The sequence below is a fragment of the Rhodobacter capsulatus SB 1003 genome (assembly GCF_000021865.1).
GTDB lineage: Bacteria > Pseudomonadota > Alphaproteobacteria > Rhodobacterales > Rhodobacteraceae > Rhodobacter > Rhodobacter capsulatus_B.
In genome coordinates, this window is the sequence record NC_014034.1 from 1,687,782 (window position 1) to 1,706,392 (window position 18,611).

General features: G+C 66.2%; 18 protein-coding genes. 5 read left to right on the plus strand and 13 right to left on the minus strand.

Features of this window, described 5'->3' with window-relative positions:
• Positions 1-28: 28 nt before the first annotated feature.
• Positions 29-445: a rhodanese-like domain-containing protein gene (locus tag RCAP_RS07715; protein WP_238530231.1), complete on the minus strand. Its 417-nt coding sequence runs from the start codon at positions 443-445 to the stop codon at positions 29-31.
• A gap of 187 nt (positions 446-632) precedes the next feature.
• Here RCAP_RS07715 and uvrA point away from each other — a divergent pair, with 187 nt between their 5' ends.
• Positions 633-3,506 (plus strand): excinuclease ABC subunit UvrA, encoded by a 2,874-nt coding sequence (gene uvrA, locus RCAP_RS07720; protein ID WP_013067282.1) that lies wholly within the window; start codon positions 633-635, stop codon positions 3,504-3,506.
• Positions 3,503-4,120, plus strand: a complete 618-nt coding sequence (locus RCAP_RS07725; protein WP_013067283.1) for a class I SAM-dependent methyltransferase — start codon at positions 3,503-3,505, stop codon at positions 4,118-4,120. Before uvrA ends, RCAP_RS07725 begins: the two co-directional genes overlap by 4 nt.
• An 86-nt stretch (positions 4,121-4,206) precedes the next feature.
• Here RCAP_RS07725 and RCAP_RS07730 read toward each other — a convergent pair whose 3' ends face one another.
• From RCAP_RS07730 to RCAP_RS07755, 6 genes are all read right to left on the minus strand, one after another.
• Positions 4,207-4,407, minus strand: a complete 201-nt coding sequence (locus tag RCAP_RS07730) for a YgaP family membrane protein (RefSeq protein WP_013067284.1) — start codon at positions 4,405-4,407, stop codon at positions 4,207-4,209.
• 85 nt (positions 4,408-4,492) lie between these two features.
• Positions 4,493-5,149 carry a Crp/Fnr family transcriptional regulator gene (locus tag RCAP_RS07735; protein ID WP_013067285.1) on the minus strand — a complete coding sequence of 219 codons (657 nt, stop codon included), beginning with the start codon at positions 5,147-5,149 and terminating at the stop codon, positions 4,493-4,495.
• 53 nt (positions 5,150-5,202) lie between these two features.
• Positions 5,203-6,075 (minus strand): 3-hydroxyisobutyrate dehydrogenase, encoded by an 873-nt coding sequence (mmsB, locus tag RCAP_RS07740; RefSeq protein ID WP_013067286.1) that lies wholly within the window; start codon positions 6,073-6,075, stop codon positions 5,203-5,205.
• A gap of 30 nt (positions 6,076-6,105) precedes the next feature.
• On the minus strand, positions 6,106-7,146 hold the full coding sequence (locus RCAP_RS07745; RefSeq protein WP_013067287.1) for an enoyl-CoA hydratase/isomerase family protein: 1,041 nt from the start codon (positions 7,144-7,146) through the stop codon (positions 6,106-6,108).
• Positions 7,143-8,291, minus strand: a complete 1,149-nt coding sequence (locus RCAP_RS07750; RefSeq protein ID WP_013067288.1) for an acyl-CoA dehydrogenase family protein — start codon at positions 8,289-8,291, stop codon at positions 7,143-7,145. Before RCAP_RS07750 ends, RCAP_RS07745 begins: the two co-directional genes overlap by 4 nt.
• Positions 8,292-8,515: 224 nt before the next feature.
• Entirely contained in the window at positions 8,516-10,015 is a 1,500-nt protein-coding gene (locus RCAP_RS07755; RefSeq protein WP_013067289.1) for a CoA-acylating methylmalonate-semialdehyde dehydrogenase, read from the minus strand.
• Positions 10,016-10,115: 100 nt separating this feature from the next.
• On the opposite strand from RCAP_RS07755, the gene RCAP_RS07760 reads away from it, so the two are divergent.
• The 3 genes from RCAP_RS07760 (at position 10,116) to RCAP_RS07770 (ending at position 12,146) form a co-directional block, all read left to right on the plus strand.
• Positions 10,116-11,045 (plus strand): LysR family transcriptional regulator, encoded by a 930-nt coding sequence (locus tag RCAP_RS07760; RefSeq protein ID WP_013067290.1) that lies wholly within the window; start codon positions 10,116-10,118, stop codon positions 11,043-11,045.
• 91 nt (positions 11,046-11,136) lie between these two features.
• A complete protein-coding gene (coaD, locus tag RCAP_RS07765; protein ID WP_013067291.1) occupies positions 11,137-11,631 on the plus strand; it encodes a pantetheine-phosphate adenylyltransferase in 495 nt (164 codons plus the stop codon).
• Positions 11,632-11,639: 8 nt separating this feature from the next.
• A complete protein-coding gene (locus RCAP_RS07770; RefSeq protein WP_013067292.1) occupies positions 11,640-12,146 on the plus strand; it encodes an RES domain-containing protein in 507 nt (168 codons plus the stop codon).
• A 42-nt stretch (positions 12,147-12,188) separates the two neighbouring features.
• Here RCAP_RS07770 and purF read toward each other — a convergent pair whose 3' ends face one another.
• The 6 genes from purF to alr all read right to left on the minus strand — a co-directional run bounded on the left by purF (position 12,189) and on the right by alr (position 18,397).
• Complete coding sequence (purF, locus tag RCAP_RS07775; RefSeq protein ID WP_013067293.1) at positions 12,189-13,655, minus strand: amidophosphoribosyltransferase; 1,467 nt, start codon at positions 13,653-13,655, stop codon at positions 12,189-12,191.
• Between the two features lie 116 nt (positions 13,656-13,771).
• Positions 13,772-14,374: a CvpA family protein gene (locus RCAP_RS07780; protein ID WP_013067294.1), complete on the minus strand. Its 603-nt coding sequence runs from the start codon at positions 14,372-14,374 to the stop codon at positions 13,772-13,774.
• Between the two features lie 21 nt (positions 14,375-14,395).
• A complete protein-coding gene (gene radA / locus RCAP_RS07785; RefSeq protein ID WP_013067295.1) occupies positions 14,396-15,763 on the minus strand; it encodes a DNA repair protein RadA in 1,368 nt (455 codons plus the stop codon).
• A gap of 68 nt (positions 15,764-15,831) precedes the next feature.
• Positions 15,832-16,575 (minus strand): ABC transporter ATP-binding protein, encoded by a 744-nt coding sequence (locus RCAP_RS07790; protein ID WP_013067296.1) that lies wholly within the window; start codon positions 16,573-16,575, stop codon positions 15,832-15,834.
• Positions 16,572-17,348 carry an MlaE family ABC transporter permease gene (locus tag RCAP_RS07795; RefSeq protein ID WP_031321150.1) on the minus strand — a complete coding sequence of 259 codons (777 nt, stop codon included), beginning with the start codon at positions 17,346-17,348 and terminating at the stop codon, positions 16,572-16,574. Before RCAP_RS07795 ends, RCAP_RS07790 begins: the two co-directional genes overlap by 4 nt.
• Positions 17,348-18,397, minus strand: a complete 1,050-nt coding sequence (alr, locus tag RCAP_RS07800) for an alanine racemase (protein WP_013067298.1) — start codon at positions 18,395-18,397, stop codon at positions 17,348-17,350. The genes RCAP_RS07795 and alr overlap by 1 nt, the downstream gene beginning before the upstream one ends.
• Between the last annotated feature and the right edge of the window lie 214 nt (positions 18,398-18,611).

Genomic DNA, 18,611 nt, shown 5'->3' on the forward strand with positions numbered 1-18,611 from the left:
GGGTGCAGGGGGCAGCGCCCCCGCTTTCTTACACCCGAACGACCGCGCCGCCGCCCGAGACCCAGTCGTTGAAGCCGCCAAGGTTGTAGACCTCCTTGTAGCCCATTTCGACCAGCATCTGCGCCGCGCCCGCGCTGCGCCCGCCCATCGCGCAGAAAAGAACCACGGGTTTGTCCACCGACAGCTCCTTCAGGCATTCCGGGCTTGACGGGTCGCATTTCATCTTCACCGTGGCCAGCGGCACATGCAGCGCCCCCTTGGCCGTGCCCGAGGCGCGCAGCTCCATCCCGTCGCGCACGTCGATCAGGGTGATCTCGCCCGCCGCCGCCTTGGCCACCGCCTCGCGCGGGTCGATCTTTTGCACGCGGGCCCCGCCCGACACGGCGGAGCGCAGGAAGTTGAACATCGAAAACTCCTTTTCATGCGCCCCGACCGGCGCGTTCATTTCATGCCGCCAAAGCCGGGCGGGTTTCAAGTCTCTTCATATTATACATGCGAAGGTTTGAATGCAACGGTTGCATCGCCCGGTTTTTCGGGGGTGGCGCGGGAAAAGTTCCTGTTCCGTTCGCAATTTCTCGTTGGAGACTCGGGCGCAACCCCCTATCTATGGGGCCTGACATCTGGGGGCGGGCATGGCCGAGCAAAAGTTCATCGAAGTGCGCGGGGCGCGCGAGCATAACCTCAAGGGCGTCGATCTCGACATTCCGCGCGATGCGCTGACGGTGATCACCGGGCTTTCCGGCTCGGGCAAGTCCTCGCTCGCCTTTGACACGATCTATGCCGAGGGGCAGCGCCGCTATGTCGAAAGCCTCTCGGCCTATGCGCGGCAGTTTCTGGACCAGATGGGCAAGCCCGATGTCGATCACATCTCGGGGCTGAGCCCCGCGATTTCGATCGAGCAGAAGACGACCTCGAAGAACCCGCGCTCGACCGTCGGCACGGTGACCGAGATTTACGACTATCTGCGGCTGCTCTTTGCCCGCGCGGGCACGCCCTATTCGCCCGCCACCGGCCTGCCGATCGAGGCGATGCAGGTGCAGGACATGGTCGATCGCGTCATGGCGATGGAGGAGGGGGCGCGGGGCTATCTGCTGGCCCCCGTCATCCGCGACCGCAAGGGCGAATATCGCAAGGAATTCGCCGAATGGCGCAAGGCGGGCTTTCAGCGGGTGAAGGTGAACGGGGCGTTTTACGACCTCGAGGAGCCGCCCGTGCTGGACAAGAAATTCCGTCACAACATCGATGTGGTGGTGGATCGGATCGTCGTGCGGCCGGGGCTGGAGACGCGGCTGGCGGACAGTTTCCGCACCGCGCTCGATCTGGCCGACGGCATCGCGCTGTGGGAAGACGCTCTGTCAACCGAGGAGACCGAGGCGGGCAAGGAAGCGCAGCGCATCACGTTCTCGGAGAAATTCGCCTGTCCGGTCAGTGGCTTCACCATTGCGGAAATCGAGCCGCGGCTGTTTTCCTTCAACGCGCCCTTTGGCGCCTGCCCGGTTTGCGACGGGCTGGGGGTGGAGCTGTTCTTCGATGACCGGCTGGTGGTGCCCGACACATCCCTGACGCTGGCCGCCGGGGCGCTGGCCCCCTGGGCGAAGTCGAAAAGCCCCTATTTCATCCAGACCATCGACGCGCTTTCGAAACATTACGGCTTTGACAAGAAGAAGCCGTGGAAATCGCTGCCGCCCGAGGTGCAGCGGCTGTTCCTTTATGGCTCCGGCAAGGACGAGATCAAGTTCCGCTTTGACGAGGGCGGCCGGGTCTATGAGGTGACGCGCAGTTTCGAAGGCGTGATCCCGAACATGGAGCGACGCTATCGCGAGACCGACAGCGCCTGGGTGCGCGAGGAATTCGAGCGCTATCAGAACAACCGCCCCTGCGGCGCCTGCGGCGGCTACCGGCTGAAACCCGAGGCGCTGGCGGTGAAGATCGCCGGGCTGCACATCGGCCAGATCGTCGAAATGTCGATCAAGGAGGCCTTCGCGAAGATCGAGGACATCCCCGTCCAGCTGAGCAAGCAAAAGAACGAGATCGCCCGCCCGATCCTCAAGGAAATCCGCGAGCGGCTGGGCTTTCTGATCAATGTCGGGCTGGATTATCTGACCCTGAGCCGGGCGGCGGGGACGCTTTCGGGCGGCGAAAGCCAGCGCATCCGGCTGGCGAGCCAGATCGGCTCCGGCCTGACCGGGGTGCTTTACGTGCTCGACGAACCGAGCATCGGGCTGCATCAGCGCGACAATGACCGGCTGCTTTCGACGCTGAAAAACCTGCGCGATCAAGGCAATACGGTGCTGGTGGTCGAACATGACGAAGATGCGATCCGCCATGCCGATTATGTCTTCGACATCGGCCCGGGCGCGGGGGTGCATGGCGGGCAGGTGGTGGCGCAGGGCACGCCCGCCGAGATTGCCGCCGATCCGGCCAGCCTGACCGGGCAATATCTGGCGGGCACGCGGCGCATCGAAGTGCCCGTGCAACGGCGCGAGGGGAATGGCAAGAAGCTTGTGATTTCAAAGGCCTGCGGCAACAACCTGAAAGATGTGACGGCTGCGTTTCCGCTGGGCAAATTCGTCTGCGTGACCGGCGTCTCGGGCGGCGGCAAATCCACGCTGACCATCGAGACGCTTTACAAGACCGCGGCGATGCGGCTGAACGGCGCGCGGGAAACGCCTGCGCCTTGCGACAGCATCAAGGGCTTCGAGCATCTCGACAAGGTGATCGACATCGACCAGCGGCCGATCGGGCGCACGCCGCGCTCGAACCCCGCGACCTATACCGGCGCCTTTACCCCCATCCGCGACTGGTTCGCGGGCCTGCCCGAGGCGCAGGCGCGCGGCTACAAGCCCGGGCGGTTCAGCTTCAACGTCAAGGGCGGGCGCTGCGAGGCCTGTCAGGGCGATGGCGTGATCAAGATCGAGATGCACTTCCTGCCCGACGTGTACGTCACCTGCGAGACCTGCAAGGGCCACCGCTACAACCGCGAGACTTTGGAGATCAAGTTCAAGGACAAGAGCATCGCCGATGTCCTTGAAATGACGGTGGAAGATGCGCAGGAATTCTTCAAGGCCGTGCCCTCGATCCGGGAAAAGATGGATGCTTTGGTCGAGGTGGGGCTGGGCTATATCAAGGTCGGGCAGCAGGCGACGACGCTTTCGGGCGGCGAGGCGCAGCGGGTGAAGCTGTCAAAGGAACTGGCGCGCCGCGCCACCGGGCGGACGCTTTACATCCTCGATGAACCCACGACGGGGCTGCATTTCGAGGATGTTCGCAAACTTCTGGAAGTTCTGCATTCTCTGGTCGATCAGGGCAACACGGTCGTGGTGATCGAGCACAATCTTGACGTGATCAAGACCGCCGACTGGATCATCGACATCGGTCCCGAGGGCGGCGATGGCGGCGGGCGGATCGTGGCCGAGGGCACGCCGGAACAGGTGGCGGCCCATCCGGCCAGCCATACCGGGCGCTATCTGGCGCCGATGCTGGGGATGAAGGTGGCGGCGGAATGAGCGCGGATCAGATTGGTTTCTGGGATCGGGTGGCGGACCGCTATGCGGCGCGGCCGGTCCGCGACGTGGCGGCCTATGAGGCGATGCTGGCCGAGGTGGCGGCGCGGCTGCACCCCGGTGACAAGGTTCTGGAAATCGGCTGCGGCACCGGGTCCACGGCGCTGCGGCTGGGGCCGGGGGTGGGGCTCTGGCTCGCCACCGATCTTTCGCCGGAAATGCACCGCATCGCCTGTGCCAAGCCCGGCTGCGCTCAGGTGCAGTTCCGCCAGACCGCGGCCGAGGCCCGCCATGCCGAGGCGCCCTTTGACGTGATCTGCGCCTTTCACATCCTGCATCTGGTCCCCGATGCCGCGGCGACGCTGGCCGCGCTGTTCGGGCAGCTGAAACCGGGCGGGCTCTTCCTGTCGAAAACCTGGTGTCTGGCGGATCTGCCGTTCTGGATGAAGGCAATCCTGCCGCTTCTGCGGCTGCGCGGCTGGATGCCGCCTGCCCGCGCGCTGCGGGCGCCCGAGCTGCGGGCGCTGATCACGGCCGCGGGTTTCGTGATCGAGGAAGAGCGCACCTTCGGCAAGGGCGCGCACAGCCGCTACATCGTCGCGCGCAAGCCGGTCTGACCGGGCCGGTCTGAGCGGGGCGCCGCAAGGAAAACCCGCCGCGACCGGGGCCGCGGCGGGACAGCAGAGGCGGTCCGAGCCTGCGGTCAGTTCTTGCAGGTGTTGATGCCCAGCACGCTGTAAAGCGGGCAGGTGTTCATCAGCCCGGTGGCCAGCGGCACGATGCCGATCAGGAAAATCCAGTTGTAGCCCGCTTCACCGCCGGTCAGAAACCCGGCGACCAGCAGGACGATGCCCGCCGCGATGCGCAGTTTCTTGTCCATGCCGCCCACATTGGTCTTGAACATCTCTTGCTCCCTTGGTGTCAGAAGGCCGGGTCTCCGGCCGATGGCTGACCTTAGCAGGGCGGCTGTGCCGGTGTCGGTGACCTCGTCACAAAGCCTCGGTCGCGGCGAGCCGGGCCAGCGCGGGCGCATCGCGCAGCTCGACCGCGCCGCGTTCGGTGCGCACCCAGCCGCGCCGCGCAAAGGCGTCAAGGCGACGCGACACCACCTCGCGCGCGGAGCCGATCTGCACCGCGATTTCCGCATGGGTGGCCTGCACCCGCCCGGCCTCGGCCCGCGCCACCAGCCAGCCCGCCAGACGGCTTTCGACCGACTGGAACGAGACCCGCTCCATCAGCCGGATCACCTCCTCCATCCGCACCGCCATGGCGGCAAAGACAAGGCTGCGGAAGCCCGGGGAATTTTCCATCAGTTTCAGGAAGATGGGGCGGGGCACAAGGACAAGGCGGCAAGGCGCGGTGGTGATCGCCTCACCGCTGTAGGTGGCCTCGCCCAAAAGGCCGAGTGTCGTCTGCACGCAGGTCTGCCCCGGTTCGACCGCATAAAGCAAGAGTTCGCGGCCGTTCGCCCCGGTCAGGAAGACCTCTATCCGGCCGTCGAGCATCAAGACGAAGCCCTGCACCGCATCGCCGGGGCGAAACAGCACGGTGCCCTTTGGCACCTCGCCCGGCACAAGCGGCGCCAGCGCGGCGCGGGCCGGGGCGTCAAGGCAGGCAAGCGAGGGGGAGGTGTCGATCCAGTCCATGCGTCTTATCTAATCACCCCCCCGCCCGGTGCAAGCGCAACCGGGTGAGGCGCTCAGCCGCGGCCGCGCTTTTCGAACCGCGGCAGCATGGCGGAAAAGTCCATTCCCTTGCCGTCCTCCTCCTCGACGAAGCGGGCGTAAAGGGCGGCGGCCAGTTCGCCCATCGGCGTGTCGGCATCGGCGCCCGTCGCCGCCTGTTGCGAAAGCCGCAGGTCCTTCAGCATCAGTTCGGCCGCAAAGCCGGGCTTGTAGCCATTGTCCGCCGGGCTTTTCGGCCCGATCCCCGGGGCCGGGCAATAGGCGTTCATCACCCAGCTGTAGCCGGACGAGGTCGAGACGACATCGAACATCTTGCCCCGGTCCAGCCCCAGCTTGTCGGCCAGTGCAAAGGCCTCGCAGGTGGCGATCATCGTGACGCCCAGGATCATGTTGTTGCAGATCTTCGCCGCCTGACCCGCGCCGGAGGCACCGCAATGCACGGCCTTTTGCCCCATCACGTCAAAAAGCGGTTTCACCGTGGCAAAGGCGGCGTCAGAGCCGCCGACCATGAAGGTCAGCGTGCCCGCGCTCGCCCCGCCGACCCCGCCCGAGACCGGCGCGTCAAGCGCCCCCATGCCCGCCGTCGCCGCCTCGGCCGCCACGGCGCGGGCGCTTTCGACATCGACGGTCGAGCAATCGCAAAGCACCGCACCGGGGGTCATCGCCGCCAAAGCCTCGTCGGCCACCGCGCGCAGGATCGCGCCATTGGGCAGCATGGTGATCACCACCTCGGCGCCCTGCACCGCCGCGGCGATGCTTTTCGCCGCTGCGACGCCTTCGGGCACGGGCGCGGCCAGATCGAAGCCCGTCACCGCATGGCCCGCCTTTGCCAGGTTCGCCGCCATCGGCGCGCCCATGTTCCCAAGTCCGATGAACCCGATTTTCATTTTGTCTCCCAAGGATTTGTGACGCGATCTTCAGGCGTCGAAAGGAATTTCCCAGCCCGCGGGCAGGGGGGCAAGCAGCTCGGCCAGAAGCGGCTCGGGCAGGGTGTCGAGGCTGTGGCGCCAGTTCGGCTTGCGGTCCTTGTCGATGATCTGCGCCCGCACGCCTTCCAGAAATTCCGCCTTTTCGACCGCGCGCAGGGTAAAGCGGAACTCGTTCGAGAGCGCCTCGCGGATCGTCGGCGTCGCCCGCGTCATGCGGATCAGCCGCAGCGTCGCCTCGGCCGAGAGCGCCGAGACCCGGCGCAGCGTCGCGGCCGTGTCCTGCGCGAAATCGCACGGCATCCGGTCAAGGGTTCCGACGATTTCGCGCAGGCTTCCCCCGCCGAAAGCCGCTTCGATCTCGGGGCGGAGATCGGCCAGACGACCCTTTTGCGCGGGGGAATGCTGTTTCGGCAGGCAGCCGGGATCGCCGGTCTCGGCGATCTTCGCGATCAGGCCGGGCCAGTCCGCCTCGGGGATGTAAAGATCGGCAAAGCCCGCATAGATTGCATCCGCCGCGCCGATCCGCCCGCCGGTCAGGCCCAGATATTCGCCCACCCGCCCGGGGGCGAGGGCCAATATCAGCGTGCCGCCCACATCCGGGATCAGGCCTATGCCGGTTTCGGGCATGGCGATTTGCGTCGTGTCGCCGACGATGCGGTGCCGCGCGTGCCCGCCGATGCCGACGCCGCCGCCCATCACGAAGCCCTGCATGAAGGCGAGGATCGGCTTTTCATATTCCTTGATCCGCGCATTGAGCCGGTATTCGGCCCGCCAGAACCGCGGCCCGATCTCGAAATCGCCTTCTTTGCCAAGGTGATAGATCGTGGCAATGTCGCCGCCCGCGCAAAAGGCGCGCTCCCCCACGGCGTCGATGATCACGACCTCAACCGCGGGATCATGGCGCCAGCCCTCCAGCGCGGCTTCGATCGCCCCGGCCATGTCGTGATCGAGCGCATTCAGCGCCGCGGGGCGGTTGAAGGTGATGCGGCCCGCGCGGCCCTCTTTGCGGGCCAAAATCCAGTCACTCATCGGTCGCGCTCCGCCATCAGGTTGCGGGTGATGATCAACCGCATGATTTCATTCGTGCCTTCCAGGATCTGATGCACGCGCAGATCGCGCACCAGTTTCTCGATGCCGTAATCGGCCAGATAGCCGTAGCCGCCATGCAGCTGCAGGCATTGGTTGGCCACATCAAAGGCCGCATCGGTGACGTAAAGCTTTGCCATGGCACAGAATTTCGTCGCATCCGGGGCGGCGTGATCCAGCTTCCAGGCCGCCTGCCGCAGGAAGATCCGCGCCGATTGCAGCTTGACCTCCTGCTCGGCCAGCCGGAACTGCAGCGCCTGGAACTGGTCGAGCGACTGGCCAAAGGCCTTGCGCTCGCCCATGTACCGCAGCGTCGCGTCAAACGCCGCCTGCGCGCCGCCAAGGGCCGAGGCTGCAATGTTCAGCCGCCCGCCATCGAGCCCCGCCATCGCATAGGCAAAACCCTTGCCCGCGACCCCCACAAGGTTCTCGGCCGCAACCATGCAATCGTCGAAATTCACCTGCGCGGTCGGCTGCGCGCGCCAGCCCATCTTGTCTTCCAGCCCGCCGAAAGACAGCCCCTTTGTCCCCGCCTCGACCACCAGCGTCGAGATGCCCTTCGGCCCCTCGCCGCCGGTGCGCACCATGGTCACATAGGCGTCGGAATAGCCGCCGCCCGAGATGAAGGCCTTGGTGCCATTGAGCTTGTAGCCCCCCGGCACGGCTTCGGCGCGGGTGCGCAAGGCGGCGGCATCCGAGCCCGAGCCGGGTTCGGTCAGGCAATAGGAAAAGATCGTCTCCATCGTGCACAGCTTGGGCAGGAACCGGGCCTTCGTCTCCGGGCTGCCGAATTTGTCGATCATGCCGCCGCACATGTTGTGGATCGACAGGAACGAGCCCACCGCCGGGCAGGCCATCGCCAGCGCCTCGAAGACGAGCGTCGCGTCAAGACGGCTCAGCCCCGAGCCGCCGTAGTCCTCGGACACATAGATGCCCCCCAGCCCCAGCGCCGCCACCTTGGGCCACAGATCGCGCGGGATCGTCCCCGCCGCCTCCCAGTCGCGCGCATGCGGCGCGATTTCCTCCTGCCCGAAGGCGAAGGCCATGTCGAAGATCGCCTGCTGCTCCTCGCTCAGCGCGAAATCCATGCGCTCCTCCCAAAGTGCCTGAATTGAACGTCTGTTTAATTTCGAATCCTTGCACGAATTTTGCAAGGAGGGGAGAAGGGCAGCTTGCCCCTCATGGCCTTTCGGCAATTCCACCCGGGAAGGTTGGGCCAAAGGGTGAAACCACCCTGGCTTTTTCTTGGCGCAAATACGCCTCTGGCCCGAAGGGCAAGCCGCGCCGAAGGCGCGGCCCCCCTGATCGTGCCTCAGTCGAGCGCCTTGAAGTTCAGCGCCACGCCATCCTTGATCCCCGAGAACCAGCGCGCAGTGACGGTTTTCGTCTTGGTGTAGAAGCGGAAGGCGTCGGGCCCGTATTGGTTCAGATCGCCAAAGGCCGATTTCTTCCAGCCGCCGAAGCTGTAATAGGACAGCGGCACCGGGATCGGGAAGTTGATCCCGACCATGCCGACATTGACCCGGCTGGCGAAATCGCGCGCGGTGTCGCCATCCGCCGTGAAGATCGCCGTGCCGTTGCCGTAGTCGTTGTCCATGACCAGCTTCAGCGCCTCCTCGTAGCTCTCGGCGCGCACGACGCTCAGCACCGGGCCGAAGATCTCCTGCTTGTAGATCTCCATCTCGGGGGTGACGTGGTCGAACAGCGACGGGCCGGTGTAGAACCCGTTTTCATAGCCCTGGATCGTCAGGCCCCGCCCGTCGATGAGCAGTTGCGCGCCCTGTTCCACGCCCGAGGCGATCAGCCCCTCGATCCGGTCACGCGCCTGTGCGGTGATCACCGGCCCGAAATCGACATCGGCGCCGCCCGTATAGGGGCCGACCTTCAGCTTTTCGATCTTCGGGATCAGCCGCGAGATCAGCGCCTCGGCCGTGCCCTTGCCCACCGGCACCGCGACCGAGATCGCCATGCAGCGTTCCCCCGCCGCACCGTAGCCCGCGCCCACCAGCGCATCGGCGGCTTTGTCCATGTCGGCATCGGGCATGATCAGCATGTGGTTCTTGGCGCCGCCAAAGCACTGCGCGCGTTTGCCATTCGCACAGGCGCGGCCATAGATATATTGCGCGATCGGCGTCGAGCCGACAAAGCCCACGGCCTGGATGGTCTCGTTGTCAAGGATCGCATCGACCGCGTCCTTGTCGCCGTTCACCACCTGCAGCACGCCATCGGGCAGGCCCGCTTCCTTGGCCAGTTCCGCCAGACGCAGCGCGGTCGAGGGGCAGCGCTCGGACGGTTTCAGCACCATCGCATTGCCCGCCGAGAGCGCCGGACCCATTTTCCACAGCGGGATCATGGCGGGGAAGTTGAAGGGCGTGATCCCCGCGACAACGCCCAGCGGCTGGCGCATCGCATAGATGTCGATCCCCGGACCCGCGCCATCGGTATATTCGCCCTTCAGCATCGCGGGTGCGCCCATGCAGACCTCGATCACCTCGAGCCCGCGTTGCACGTCGCCGCGGCCATCGGCCAGCACCTTGCCATGCTCGACCGAGACGAGTTCGGCCAGCTCGTCCATATGGGTGTTGATCAGATCGGCGAATTTCATCATCACCCGGGCGCGGCGCTGCGGGTTCGTTGCGGCCCAGCCGGGCTGCGCGCGTTCGGCGGCGGCGACGGCGGCGTCAAGTTCCGCCTTGGTGGCCAGCGCCACTTTCGCCCGCACCTCGCCCGTGGCCGGGTTCATCACCTCGGCAAAGCGGCCCGAAGTGCCCGCGACCATCTTGCCGTCGATCCAATGTCCGATCTCTTTCATTCTATCCTCCCTGACAGGTTTGGCGCAGATTACCCTTGCGAAAATGCCGCCAAAAGAGGAAGTCAGGCAAAAGCATTTTGCAATTTTGCAAAGGTGGCGGATGGATTGGGATGATCTGCGGGTGTTTCTGGCCGTCGCGCGGGCGGAAAGCCTGTCCGGTGCCGGGCGGGGGCTGAAATGCGATGCGGCGACGGTGGGGCGGCGGGTGGCGCGGCTGGAGGAAGCGGTCGGCGCGAAGCTGTTCGCGAAATCGCCGCAGGGCTATGCGCTGACCGCCGAAGGCGCGCGGCTGATGCCGCATGCCGAGGCCGCCGAGGCCGCCTTTGCCGCCGCGACCGAGGAGCTTTCGGGCGCGGCAGGCCAGATCACCGGGCAATTGCGCATCGGCGCCCCGGATGGTTGCGCCAATTACCTGCTGCCGCAGGTCTGCGCCGAGATCTGCGACAGCCATCCCGGGCTGGAAATCCAGATCGTCGCGCTGCCGCGGGTCTTCAACCTCTCGAAACGCGAGGCGGATATGGCGATTGCCGTCTCGCCGCCCTCGGCCGGGCGGCTGACGGTGCAGAAACTGGTGGAGTATCAATTGCATCTGGCCGGGCACGAGGCCTATCTGCGCCGCCATCCGCCGATCCTGGAACGCGCGCAGCTCAAGGGGCACCGCATCGTCGGCTATATTCCCGACATGATCTTCGACAAGGAGCTCGATTATCTGGCGCAGACCGGGGCTTCGACGGTGGAACTCGCCTCGAATTCGGTCTCCGTGCAGATGCAGATGCTGCGGGCGGGGGCAGGCTTGGGCATCGTGCATGATTTCGCGCTGCCCTTCACGCCGGGGGTGCTGCGGGTTCTGCCCGGGGATATCGCGCTTTCCCGCGCCTTCTGGCTGATCCGGCATGCCGATGACCGCCGCTCGGAACGGCTGGACCGGCTGGCCGAGGCTTTGGGGCGCGGCATGCGGCGCGAGGTGGCGCGGCTCGAGGCGCTGGCTGCGGCGGGGGCGGCGGTGGGCTCGCCGACGCGCGCGCTGTGACGCTGCGGCGCGGGTGCTTCGGCTTGCAAATTCCGCGCCGATGCTGTTGCGTGCGCTCACCTTTCGGTGAGTGCGGTCTGAGGAGGACTGGATGCGGATCGGCCTTTACCCCGGAACCTTCGACCCGGTGACCCTTGGGCATATCGACATCATCGAGCGCGCTTTGGCGCTGGTGGATCGGCTGGTGATCGGGGTGGCGATCAACCGCGACAAGGGGCCGCTGTTCTCGCTCGAGGAGCGGGTGGAGATGCTCAAGGCGGAATGCGCGCCGATCACCGCAAGGCGCGGTGGCGAGATCGTCGTGCATCCGTTCGAGAACCTGCTGATCGACTGCGCCCGCGATGTCGGCGCCGGGGTGATCGTGCGCGGGCTGCGGGCGGTGGCCGATTTCGAATATGAATTCCAGATGGTGGGGATGAACCGGGCGCTGGATGCCAGCGTGGAAACCGTGTTCCTGATGGCCGATGCGCGGCGGCAGGCGATCGCCTCGAAGCTCGTCAAGGAGATCGCCCGGCTGGGCGGCGACGTGTCGAAATTCGTCACGCCGACGGTGGCCGAACGGCTCGCCGCACGGCTGAGCCGCTAGGCCGCGCCGTGGCGGGGGAGCGCGGATTTCACCAGATCTCCGGCCGCTTCTATCGCATCGTTCCCGCCGCCCGTGTCAAGACGGCGCTGGACCGCGCGCCAAGCCGCGAGGGGCGGTTTCACCACGACTTTCAGCCGACGCTTTATGTCTCCTCCCGGCCCGACTGGGCGCAGCATGCGGTGCGCGTTTACATCGGGCCGGATGATCCGCCGCGGGTGATCTGCGAGATGACGATCGGGCCCACGCGGGTGCTGGATCTGCGCGACAGCGCGCAATGCGCCGCCTGGGGCGTCGATCCGCGGCTGGCGGCGGTGCCCTGGTTGCCCGAACGCGCGCAGGGTCTTGCGGCCTCAAGCTGGCAGGTGGCCGATGCGGCGCGCGCGGGCGGCGCGGCGGGGATGATCTACACCGCCCGCACCGCGCCCGAGCGCTGGCATCTGGTGCTGTTTCGCTGGAGGGAGCCGCCGATCTCGGCGCAACTGACCGGCCATCGCCAGCCTGCGGATTTCGGTTGAGGGAAGAGTTTCGCCTCGGCTGCGCCGAGGCGAAATACCCCCTCAGCCCTTCATCTTGAAGCCCTTGCCGATCTGATCGGAGGGCTTCACCGGATAATCGCCCGAGAAACAGGCGTCGCAATATTGCGGACAGGCGTTGTCGCGCCCGGCCTCGGCCCCCGCGGCGCGGTAAAGACCGTCGAGCGAGATGAACTCGAGGCTGTTTACCCCGATCCACTCGCGCATCTCCTCGACCGACATCCGCGCCGCCAGAAGCTTGTTCCGGTCGGGCGTGTCGACGCCGTAAAAGCAGGGCCAGGCGGTGGGCGGGCTGGCGATGCGGAAATGCACCTCGGCAGCACCTGCTTCGAGGATCATCTCCTTGATCTTGCGGCTGGTCGTGCCGCGCACCACCGAATCGTCCACCAGCACCACCCGCTTGCCCTTGATCAGGCAGCGGTTGACGTTCAGCTTCAGCCGCACGCCCATGTTGCGGATATGCTCGGTCGGCTCGATGAAGGTGCGGCCCATGTATTGGTTGCGGGTGATCCCAAGCGCGAAGGGAATCCCCGATTCCTGGCTGTAGCCGATCGCGGCGGGGGTGCCGCTGTCGGGCACCGGGCAGACCAGATCGGCCTCGACGGGCGCCTCGCGCGCCAGCTCCACCCCGATCTGGCGGCGCGTCTCATAGACCGAGCGGCCGCCGATGATGCTGTCGGGCCGCGAGAAATAGACATGCTCGAAGATGCAGAACCGCGGTTGCGCCGCATGGAAGGGGCGCGTGCTTTCGATCTGGCCTTCGTGGATGATCACCATCTCGCCGGGCTCGATCTCGCGCACCAGTTCCGCCCCGATGATGTCGAGCGCGCAGGTCTCGGACGAGAGCACATAGCCGTTTTCACCCAGCCGCCCCAGCACCAGCGGCCGCACGCCCAAGGGATCGCGCACGCCGATCAGCTTGGTGCGCGTCATCGCGATCACCGAAAACGCCCCCTCGACCCGGCGCAGCGCATCGGCGATGCGCTCGGCATGGTTGGTCTGGATCGAGCGTGCCATCAGATGGATGATGCATTCGCTGTCCGAGCCGGATTGAAAGATTGCACCGCGGTCGATCAGCTCGCGGCGCAGCGCATCGGCATTCGTCAGGTTGCCGTTATGGGCGATCGCACAGCCGCCCATCGAAAACTCGCCGAAGAAGGGCTGGATGTCGCGGATCACCGCCGCTTTCGAGCCCGCCGTCGAATAGCGCACATGGCCGATGGCCAGCGGCCCCGGCAGCGTCTCCATCAGCGAGGCCTTGGTGAAATTGTCGCGCACATAGCCGAAGCGATGCGCCGAATTGAAGCCCTTGGCCGGATCATGGGCGACGATGCCGCCCGCTTCCTGGCCGCGGTGCTGCAGCGCATGCAACCCGAGCGCCACGAAATTCGCCGCATCGGCAACGCCGATCACGCCGAAGACGCCGCATTCCTCCTTCAGCTTGTCGTCGTCAAAGGGATGCGACAGGAAGGTCTTTTCGGCAACGGTCATGGGAAGGCTCCAGGGATCTTGGGCTTGGCGCGGCTTTAACGCGAAACGGGAGGGGTGTTAAGCCCTCCCGCTCGGAATTCCTTACAAAGCTGTCACGATTTCGCGCGGGTCATGGCTCAGTTCGTGGCGGGGGGCGTCACGCCGCCGGGCAAAACCGTCTCGGCGGCGGGGGTGCATTTCGCCACCAGGGTTTCATAGCGCGCGACGATCCAGCCCGGCGCATCATCGGGCATCGTGTCGTCCATCTGCCCGCTCAGCTTCGAAAACACCTTGGCCGAGCGGGAATTTTCCACCACCGGCATCGCCTGCGCCGTGACCAGCTTGTCATAGACGACAAAGGCCACGGCAACGAGGATCACGCCCCGCGCGACGCCGAAGAGAAAGCCGAGCCCCTGATCGAGCCCCCCCAGAACCGAGCGCTGCACCAGCGTCGCAAAAAGCGGCGTCAGGATCGAGAAGAGCACCAGCGAGAGCGCAAAGACCGCGGCGAAACCGCCGATCGTCGCCAGTTCGCAGCTGTCGGCCAGGAATTTGTTCAGGACCGGCAGCTGCGCGATCAAGGGCTTGGCGGCATCGGCAAAAGTATAGGCCAGCACCGCGGCGCCGATCCAGCCCATGATGGCCAGCCCCTCGCGCACGAAGCCGCGGCTGTAGGCGAGGATCGCCGACAGGATGATGGTGATCGCCACGATGGCGTCGACGATGGTGAACCCTTCCATGGTTCCAAACCCCCTGTGACGCTAGCCCGCGCCGAACATGTCCCCAACGAATGTCACGAGGTCGGGCAGCTTGCGCAGCGCCATCCCCGCCCCGCCTTCAAGCTTGGTGCCCACCGGCAGGATCGCCTGTGAGAAACCAAGTTTCTCCGCCTCTTTCAACCTGTTTTCCGCCTGACCCACCGGGCGCAGCGCCGCCGAAAGCGAGATTTCCCCGAAAATCACCAGATCGGCCGGAAGCGCCACATCCTCGCGCGCCGAAAGCAGCGCAGCCGCCAAGGCGAGATCGGCGGCGGGCTCCAGCACCTTCAGCCCGCCCGCGACATTGAGGAACACATCCAGCCCGGCAAAGGGAATGCCGCAGCGGCTTTCCAGCACGGCCAGAATGGTCGAGACCCGCCCCGAATCGAGCCCCACCACCGTGCGCCGGGGGCTGGCGAGTGAGGAGGGGGCAACAAGCGCCTGAATTTCGGTGAGCACCGGCCGCGTGCCCTCGATCCCCGCAAAGACCGCCGAGCCGGGGGCGGGCTGGCCGCGCTCAGAAAGAAAGAGGGCCGAGGGGTTGGCGACCTCGGCGAGGCCCCCGCCGGTCATCTCGAAAACGCCGATCTCGCTGGCCGGGCCGAAGCGGTTCTTCACCGCGCGCAGGATGCGGAACTGATGGCCGCGTTCGCCCTCGAAATACAGCACGGTGTCGACCATGTGTTCGACGACGCGCGGACCGGCAATCTGGCCTTCCTTGGTGACATGGCCCACCAGGATCACCGAAACCCCGCGCGATTTGGCAAAGCTCACCAGCTCATGCGCGGCGGCGCGGACCTGGCTGACCGAGCCCGGGGCGGCTTCGACCATGTCGGCCCACATCGTCTGGATCGAGTCGATCACCACCAGATCGGGCCGTTCGGCTTCAAGCGTCGTCAGGATGTCGCGCAGGTTGGTCTCGGCGCCAAGGCTGACGGGCGCATCGGCCAGACCCAGCCGCAAGGCCCGCATCCGCACCTGCGCCGAGGCTTCCTCGCCCGAGATGTAAAGGCATTTCAACCCCTTGCGGGCGAAAGCCGCAACGGCCTGCAAGAGCAGCGTCGATTTCCCGATCCCCGGATCGCCCCCCACCAGGATCGCCGAGGCGGGGACAAGCCCGCCCCCCAGCACCCGGTCAAACTCCGCCATGCCCGAAAGCGTGCGCGGCGGCGGCGCCTCTTCATGGGCAAGCGTCGTCAGATCGATGCGCCGCCCCTTGGCCCCGCCCAGGCTCTTGCCCGCGGGGCCGGTCGAAAGCGGCGCCTCTTCGACGATCGAATTCCACGCGCCGCAGGCGTCGCAGCGCCCCGACCATTTGCGATGGACAGCACCACAGCCGGTGCAGGTGAAGTTTGCGGATGCCTTGGCCATGCGCCCTTGTGGCAGAGCCCCGCGCAGCCTGCAAGCGCCGGGCAGAGAAGGGGGCGCCGCAGCCTGTCTCAGCGGATCGCGGCGATCGGGCCCTCGGCCCGGCCATGGATGAATTGCGTCACATAAGGGTCTGACGTCGCGTCCATTTCCGCAATCGAGCCATGCCAGCGAATGAGCCCGTCATGCAGCATGGCCACCCGGTCGGCGATGGCCCGGACCGAGGACATGTCATGGGTGATGGTGATCGCGGTCGCCCCCATCTCGCGCACGACGGAATTGATCAGATCGTTGATCACGCCTGACATGATCGGATCAAGCCCCGTCGTCGGCTCGTCGAAGAAGATCACCGTGGGGTCGGTGGCAATGGCGCGGGCCAGCCCCACCCGCTTTTGCATGCCGCCCGAGAGTTCGGCCGGGAAAAGATCGGCGACCTCGGGGCCAAGGCCGACGCGGGCGAGTTTCTCCACCGCCACGGCGCGGGCCTCGGCCTTGGGGCGCTTGTGCGGGCCGCGCAGCAGCCGGAAGGCGACGTTTTGCCAGACGCTCAGGCTGTCAAACAGCGCCGCGCCCTGAAACAGCATGCCGAAGCGCGACAGAAACTCTTCGCGCGCCGCGACCACGGGGGCGCCGTTGACCCGGATCGACCCGGAATCGGGCGTCACGAGGCCGAGGATGCATTTCAAAAGCACCGATTTCCCGGTGCCCGAGCCGCCGATGACCACCAGGCTTTCGCCGCGTTCGATGCGCAGGGACACGCCGCGCAGCACCTGTTTCGACCCGAAGGATTTCGCGAGGGTTTCGATCTCGATCATTTGGAGAAGAACACCTCGGTCAGCAGGTAGTTAGAGGCAAGGATCGCGACCGAAGCCGCGACGACCGCGGATTTCGTCGCCCGGCCCACGCCCTGCGCGCCGCGGCCCGAATTCATCCCGTAATAGCAGCCCATCAGCGCGACCAGGAAGCCGAAGGCCGCGCCCTTGACCAGACCCGAGCCGACATCCCACAGTTCCAGATATTCCCAGGTGTTGCGGATATAGGTCGCCGAGTTGAAACCGAGCCGCTCCGTCCCGATCAGCCAGCCGCCCAGAACACCGATGACATCGCCCACGGCCACAAGCAGCGGCACCGAGAGCGTCGCCGCCAGAACGCGCGGAACCGCCAGATATTTCAACGGGTTGGTGGACAGTGTGACCAAAGCGTCGATCTGTTCGGTCACCTTCATCGTGCCGATCTCGGCCGCGATGGAACTGGCCACCCGCGCCGCGACCATCAGTCCGCCCAGCACCGGGCCCAGTTCGCGCACCATCCCGATCGCGACGATCGAGGGCACGACGCTTTCGGCCGAAAACCGCGCCCCCCCCGCATAGATCTGCAGCGCCAGCGCCGCGCCGGTGAAGAAGGCCGTCATGCCGACGACGGGCAAGGACAGCCAGCCGATCTGCAAGAGCGCCTGCAGGAATTCGCGGCTGTAAAAGGGCGGGCGCAGCATGTGGCTCAGCACAGCACCGGTGAAAAGGCTGATCCGGCCCGCGCCCGCAAGCGCCGCCAGAACGGTGCGGCCAAGCCCGGCCAGGGCCGAGAGGATCACGCCAACCCCCCGACATAGCTGCGCTGATAGCGTTGCCCCAGCGCGGTCAGGATTTCATAGCCGATCGTGCCCGCGACCTCGGCCAAAGCATCGACACCCTGATGCGGCCCAAGGATCTCAAGGCTTTGCGGCACCTCGGGCAGATCGGTGACATCGACGGTGATCAGATCCATCGAAACGCGGCCGACGAGCGGGCAGGGGGTGTCGCCCGCCCAGAGCGTCGCCTTGCCCGAAAACCGGCGCGAGAGCCCGTCGGCATAACCCGCGGCGACGGTGGCGATGCGGCTTTCGCGCGCCGCCGTCCAGCTGTTGGCATAGCCCACCGTCTCGCCCGGCGCGACGGTGCGGATCTGCACCACCGGCAGCGACAGCCGCACCACCGCACGGGCGGTTTCGAACGGCAGCCCGCCATAAAGACCGATGCCGGGCCGGGTGACGTCGAAATGATAGTCGGGGCCCAGCAGGATGCCGCCCGTCGCCGAAAGCGCGCGTTTCAGCCCCAGACCGTCGGTCATGGCGCGGAAATTCTTCAACTGCATCGCATTCATCGGATGCTCGGGTTCGTCCGAACAGGCCAGATGGCTCATCACCAGCTTCGGCCCGGCGGCGATCAGCTCGGCCGAAACCGCCGCCCAATCGGCGGGCTCAAGGCCAAGCCGGTTCATCCCAGTATCCAGCTGCACGCCAAAAGCCGCGCCGGGCAGGGCGTCGACATGGCGCTTCACCTGCTCGACCGAGTTCAGCATCGGCGTCAGGCCCAGATCGCCGATCATCTCGGTGTCGCCCGCCATATGGCCGGAAAAGACAAAGATCTCGGGGCCTTCGCCCAGGGCCTGGCGGACGGCGGCGCCCTCCTCGGCGGCGGCGACAAAGAACTTGCGTGCCCCCGCCCGGGCCAGAACCCGCGCCACCCGCGCGGCGCCAAGGCCGTAGCTGTCGGCCTTGACCACCGCCCCGGTCTCGGTGGCGGCGGAAGTCATTGCGTCAAGCGCCCGCCAATTGGCAAGCACGGCGTCAAGATCGATGCGGAGCGATGCTGTGGTCATGCGGTTTTCTTGAGCCTGAGGGGCCGAAGGTCAAGCGCAAACATCCGTGAACGCGCGCGCCCGCGGCAGATGTGGCAGGGGGGCTCGTTCAGGGGGCTTGCGCGGCGCCACTGGCGCCACGGTCCCCCTTCACCCCGTCCGCAAGCGGACTCCCCGAGGTATTTCGGGCAAGATGAAAACACCCCGGGTCGGCTTTCATCTTGCCACAAATATC

What these genes read in the sequence shown, in the direction of transcription:
- RCAP_RS07715 (WP_238530231.1), bottom strand. Translation starts at nt 445, where the DNA reads ATGAACGCGCCGGTCGGGGCGCATGAAAAGGAGTTTTCGATGTTCAAC.
- uvrA (WP_013067282.1), top strand. Translation starts at nt 633, where the DNA reads ATGGCCGAGCAAAAGTTCATCGAAGTGCGCGGGGCGCGCGAGCATAAC.
- RCAP_RS07725 (WP_013067283.1), top strand. Translation starts at nt 3,503, where the DNA reads ATGAGCGCGGATCAGATTGGTTTCTGGGATCGGGTGGCGGACCGCTAT.
- RCAP_RS07730 (WP_013067284.1), bottom strand. Translation starts at nt 4,407, where the DNA reads ATGTTCAAGACCAATGTGGGCGGCATGGACAAGAAACTGCGCATCGCG.
- RCAP_RS07735 (WP_013067285.1), bottom strand. Translation starts at nt 5,149, where the DNA reads ATGGACTGGATCGACACCTCCCCCTCGCTTGCCTGCCTTGACGCCCCG.
- mmsB (WP_013067286.1), bottom strand. Translation starts at nt 6,075, where the DNA reads ATGAAAATCGGGTTCATCGGACTTGGGAACATGGGCGCGCCGATGGCG.
- RCAP_RS07745 (WP_013067287.1), bottom strand. Translation starts at nt 7,146, where the DNA reads ATGAGTGACTGGATTTTGGCCCGCAAAGAGGGCCGCGCGGGCCGCATC.
- RCAP_RS07750 (WP_013067288.1), bottom strand. Translation starts at nt 8,291, where the DNA reads ATGGATTTCGCGCTGAGCGAGGAGCAGCAGGCGATCTTCGACATGGCC.
- RCAP_RS07755 (WP_013067289.1), bottom strand. Translation starts at nt 10,015, where the DNA reads ATGAAAGAGATCGGACATTGGATCGACGGCAAGATGGTCGCGGGCACT.
- RCAP_RS07760 (WP_013067290.1), top strand. Translation starts at nt 10,116, where the DNA reads ATGGATTGGGATGATCTGCGGGTGTTTCTGGCCGTCGCGCGGGCGGAA.
- coaD (WP_013067291.1), top strand. Translation starts at nt 11,137, where the DNA reads ATGCGGATCGGCCTTTACCCCGGAACCTTCGACCCGGTGACCCTTGGG.
- purF (WP_013067293.1), bottom strand. Translation starts at nt 13,655, where the DNA reads ATGACCGTTGCCGAAAAGACCTTCCTGTCGCATCCCTTTGACGACGAC.
- RCAP_RS07780 (WP_013067294.1), bottom strand. Translation starts at nt 14,374, where the DNA reads ATGGAAGGGTTCACCATCGTCGACGCCATCGTGGCGATCACCATCATC.
- radA (WP_013067295.1), bottom strand. Translation starts at nt 15,763, where the DNA reads ATGGCCAAGGCATCCGCAAACTTCACCTGCACCGGCTGTGGTGCTGTC.
- RCAP_RS07790 (WP_013067296.1), bottom strand. Translation starts at nt 16,575, where the DNA reads ATGATCGAGATCGAAACCCTCGCGAAATCCTTCGGGTCGAAACAGGTG.
- alr (WP_013067298.1), bottom strand. Translation starts at nt 18,397, where the DNA reads ATGACCACAGCATCGCTCCGCATCGATCTTGACGCCGTGCTTGCCAAT.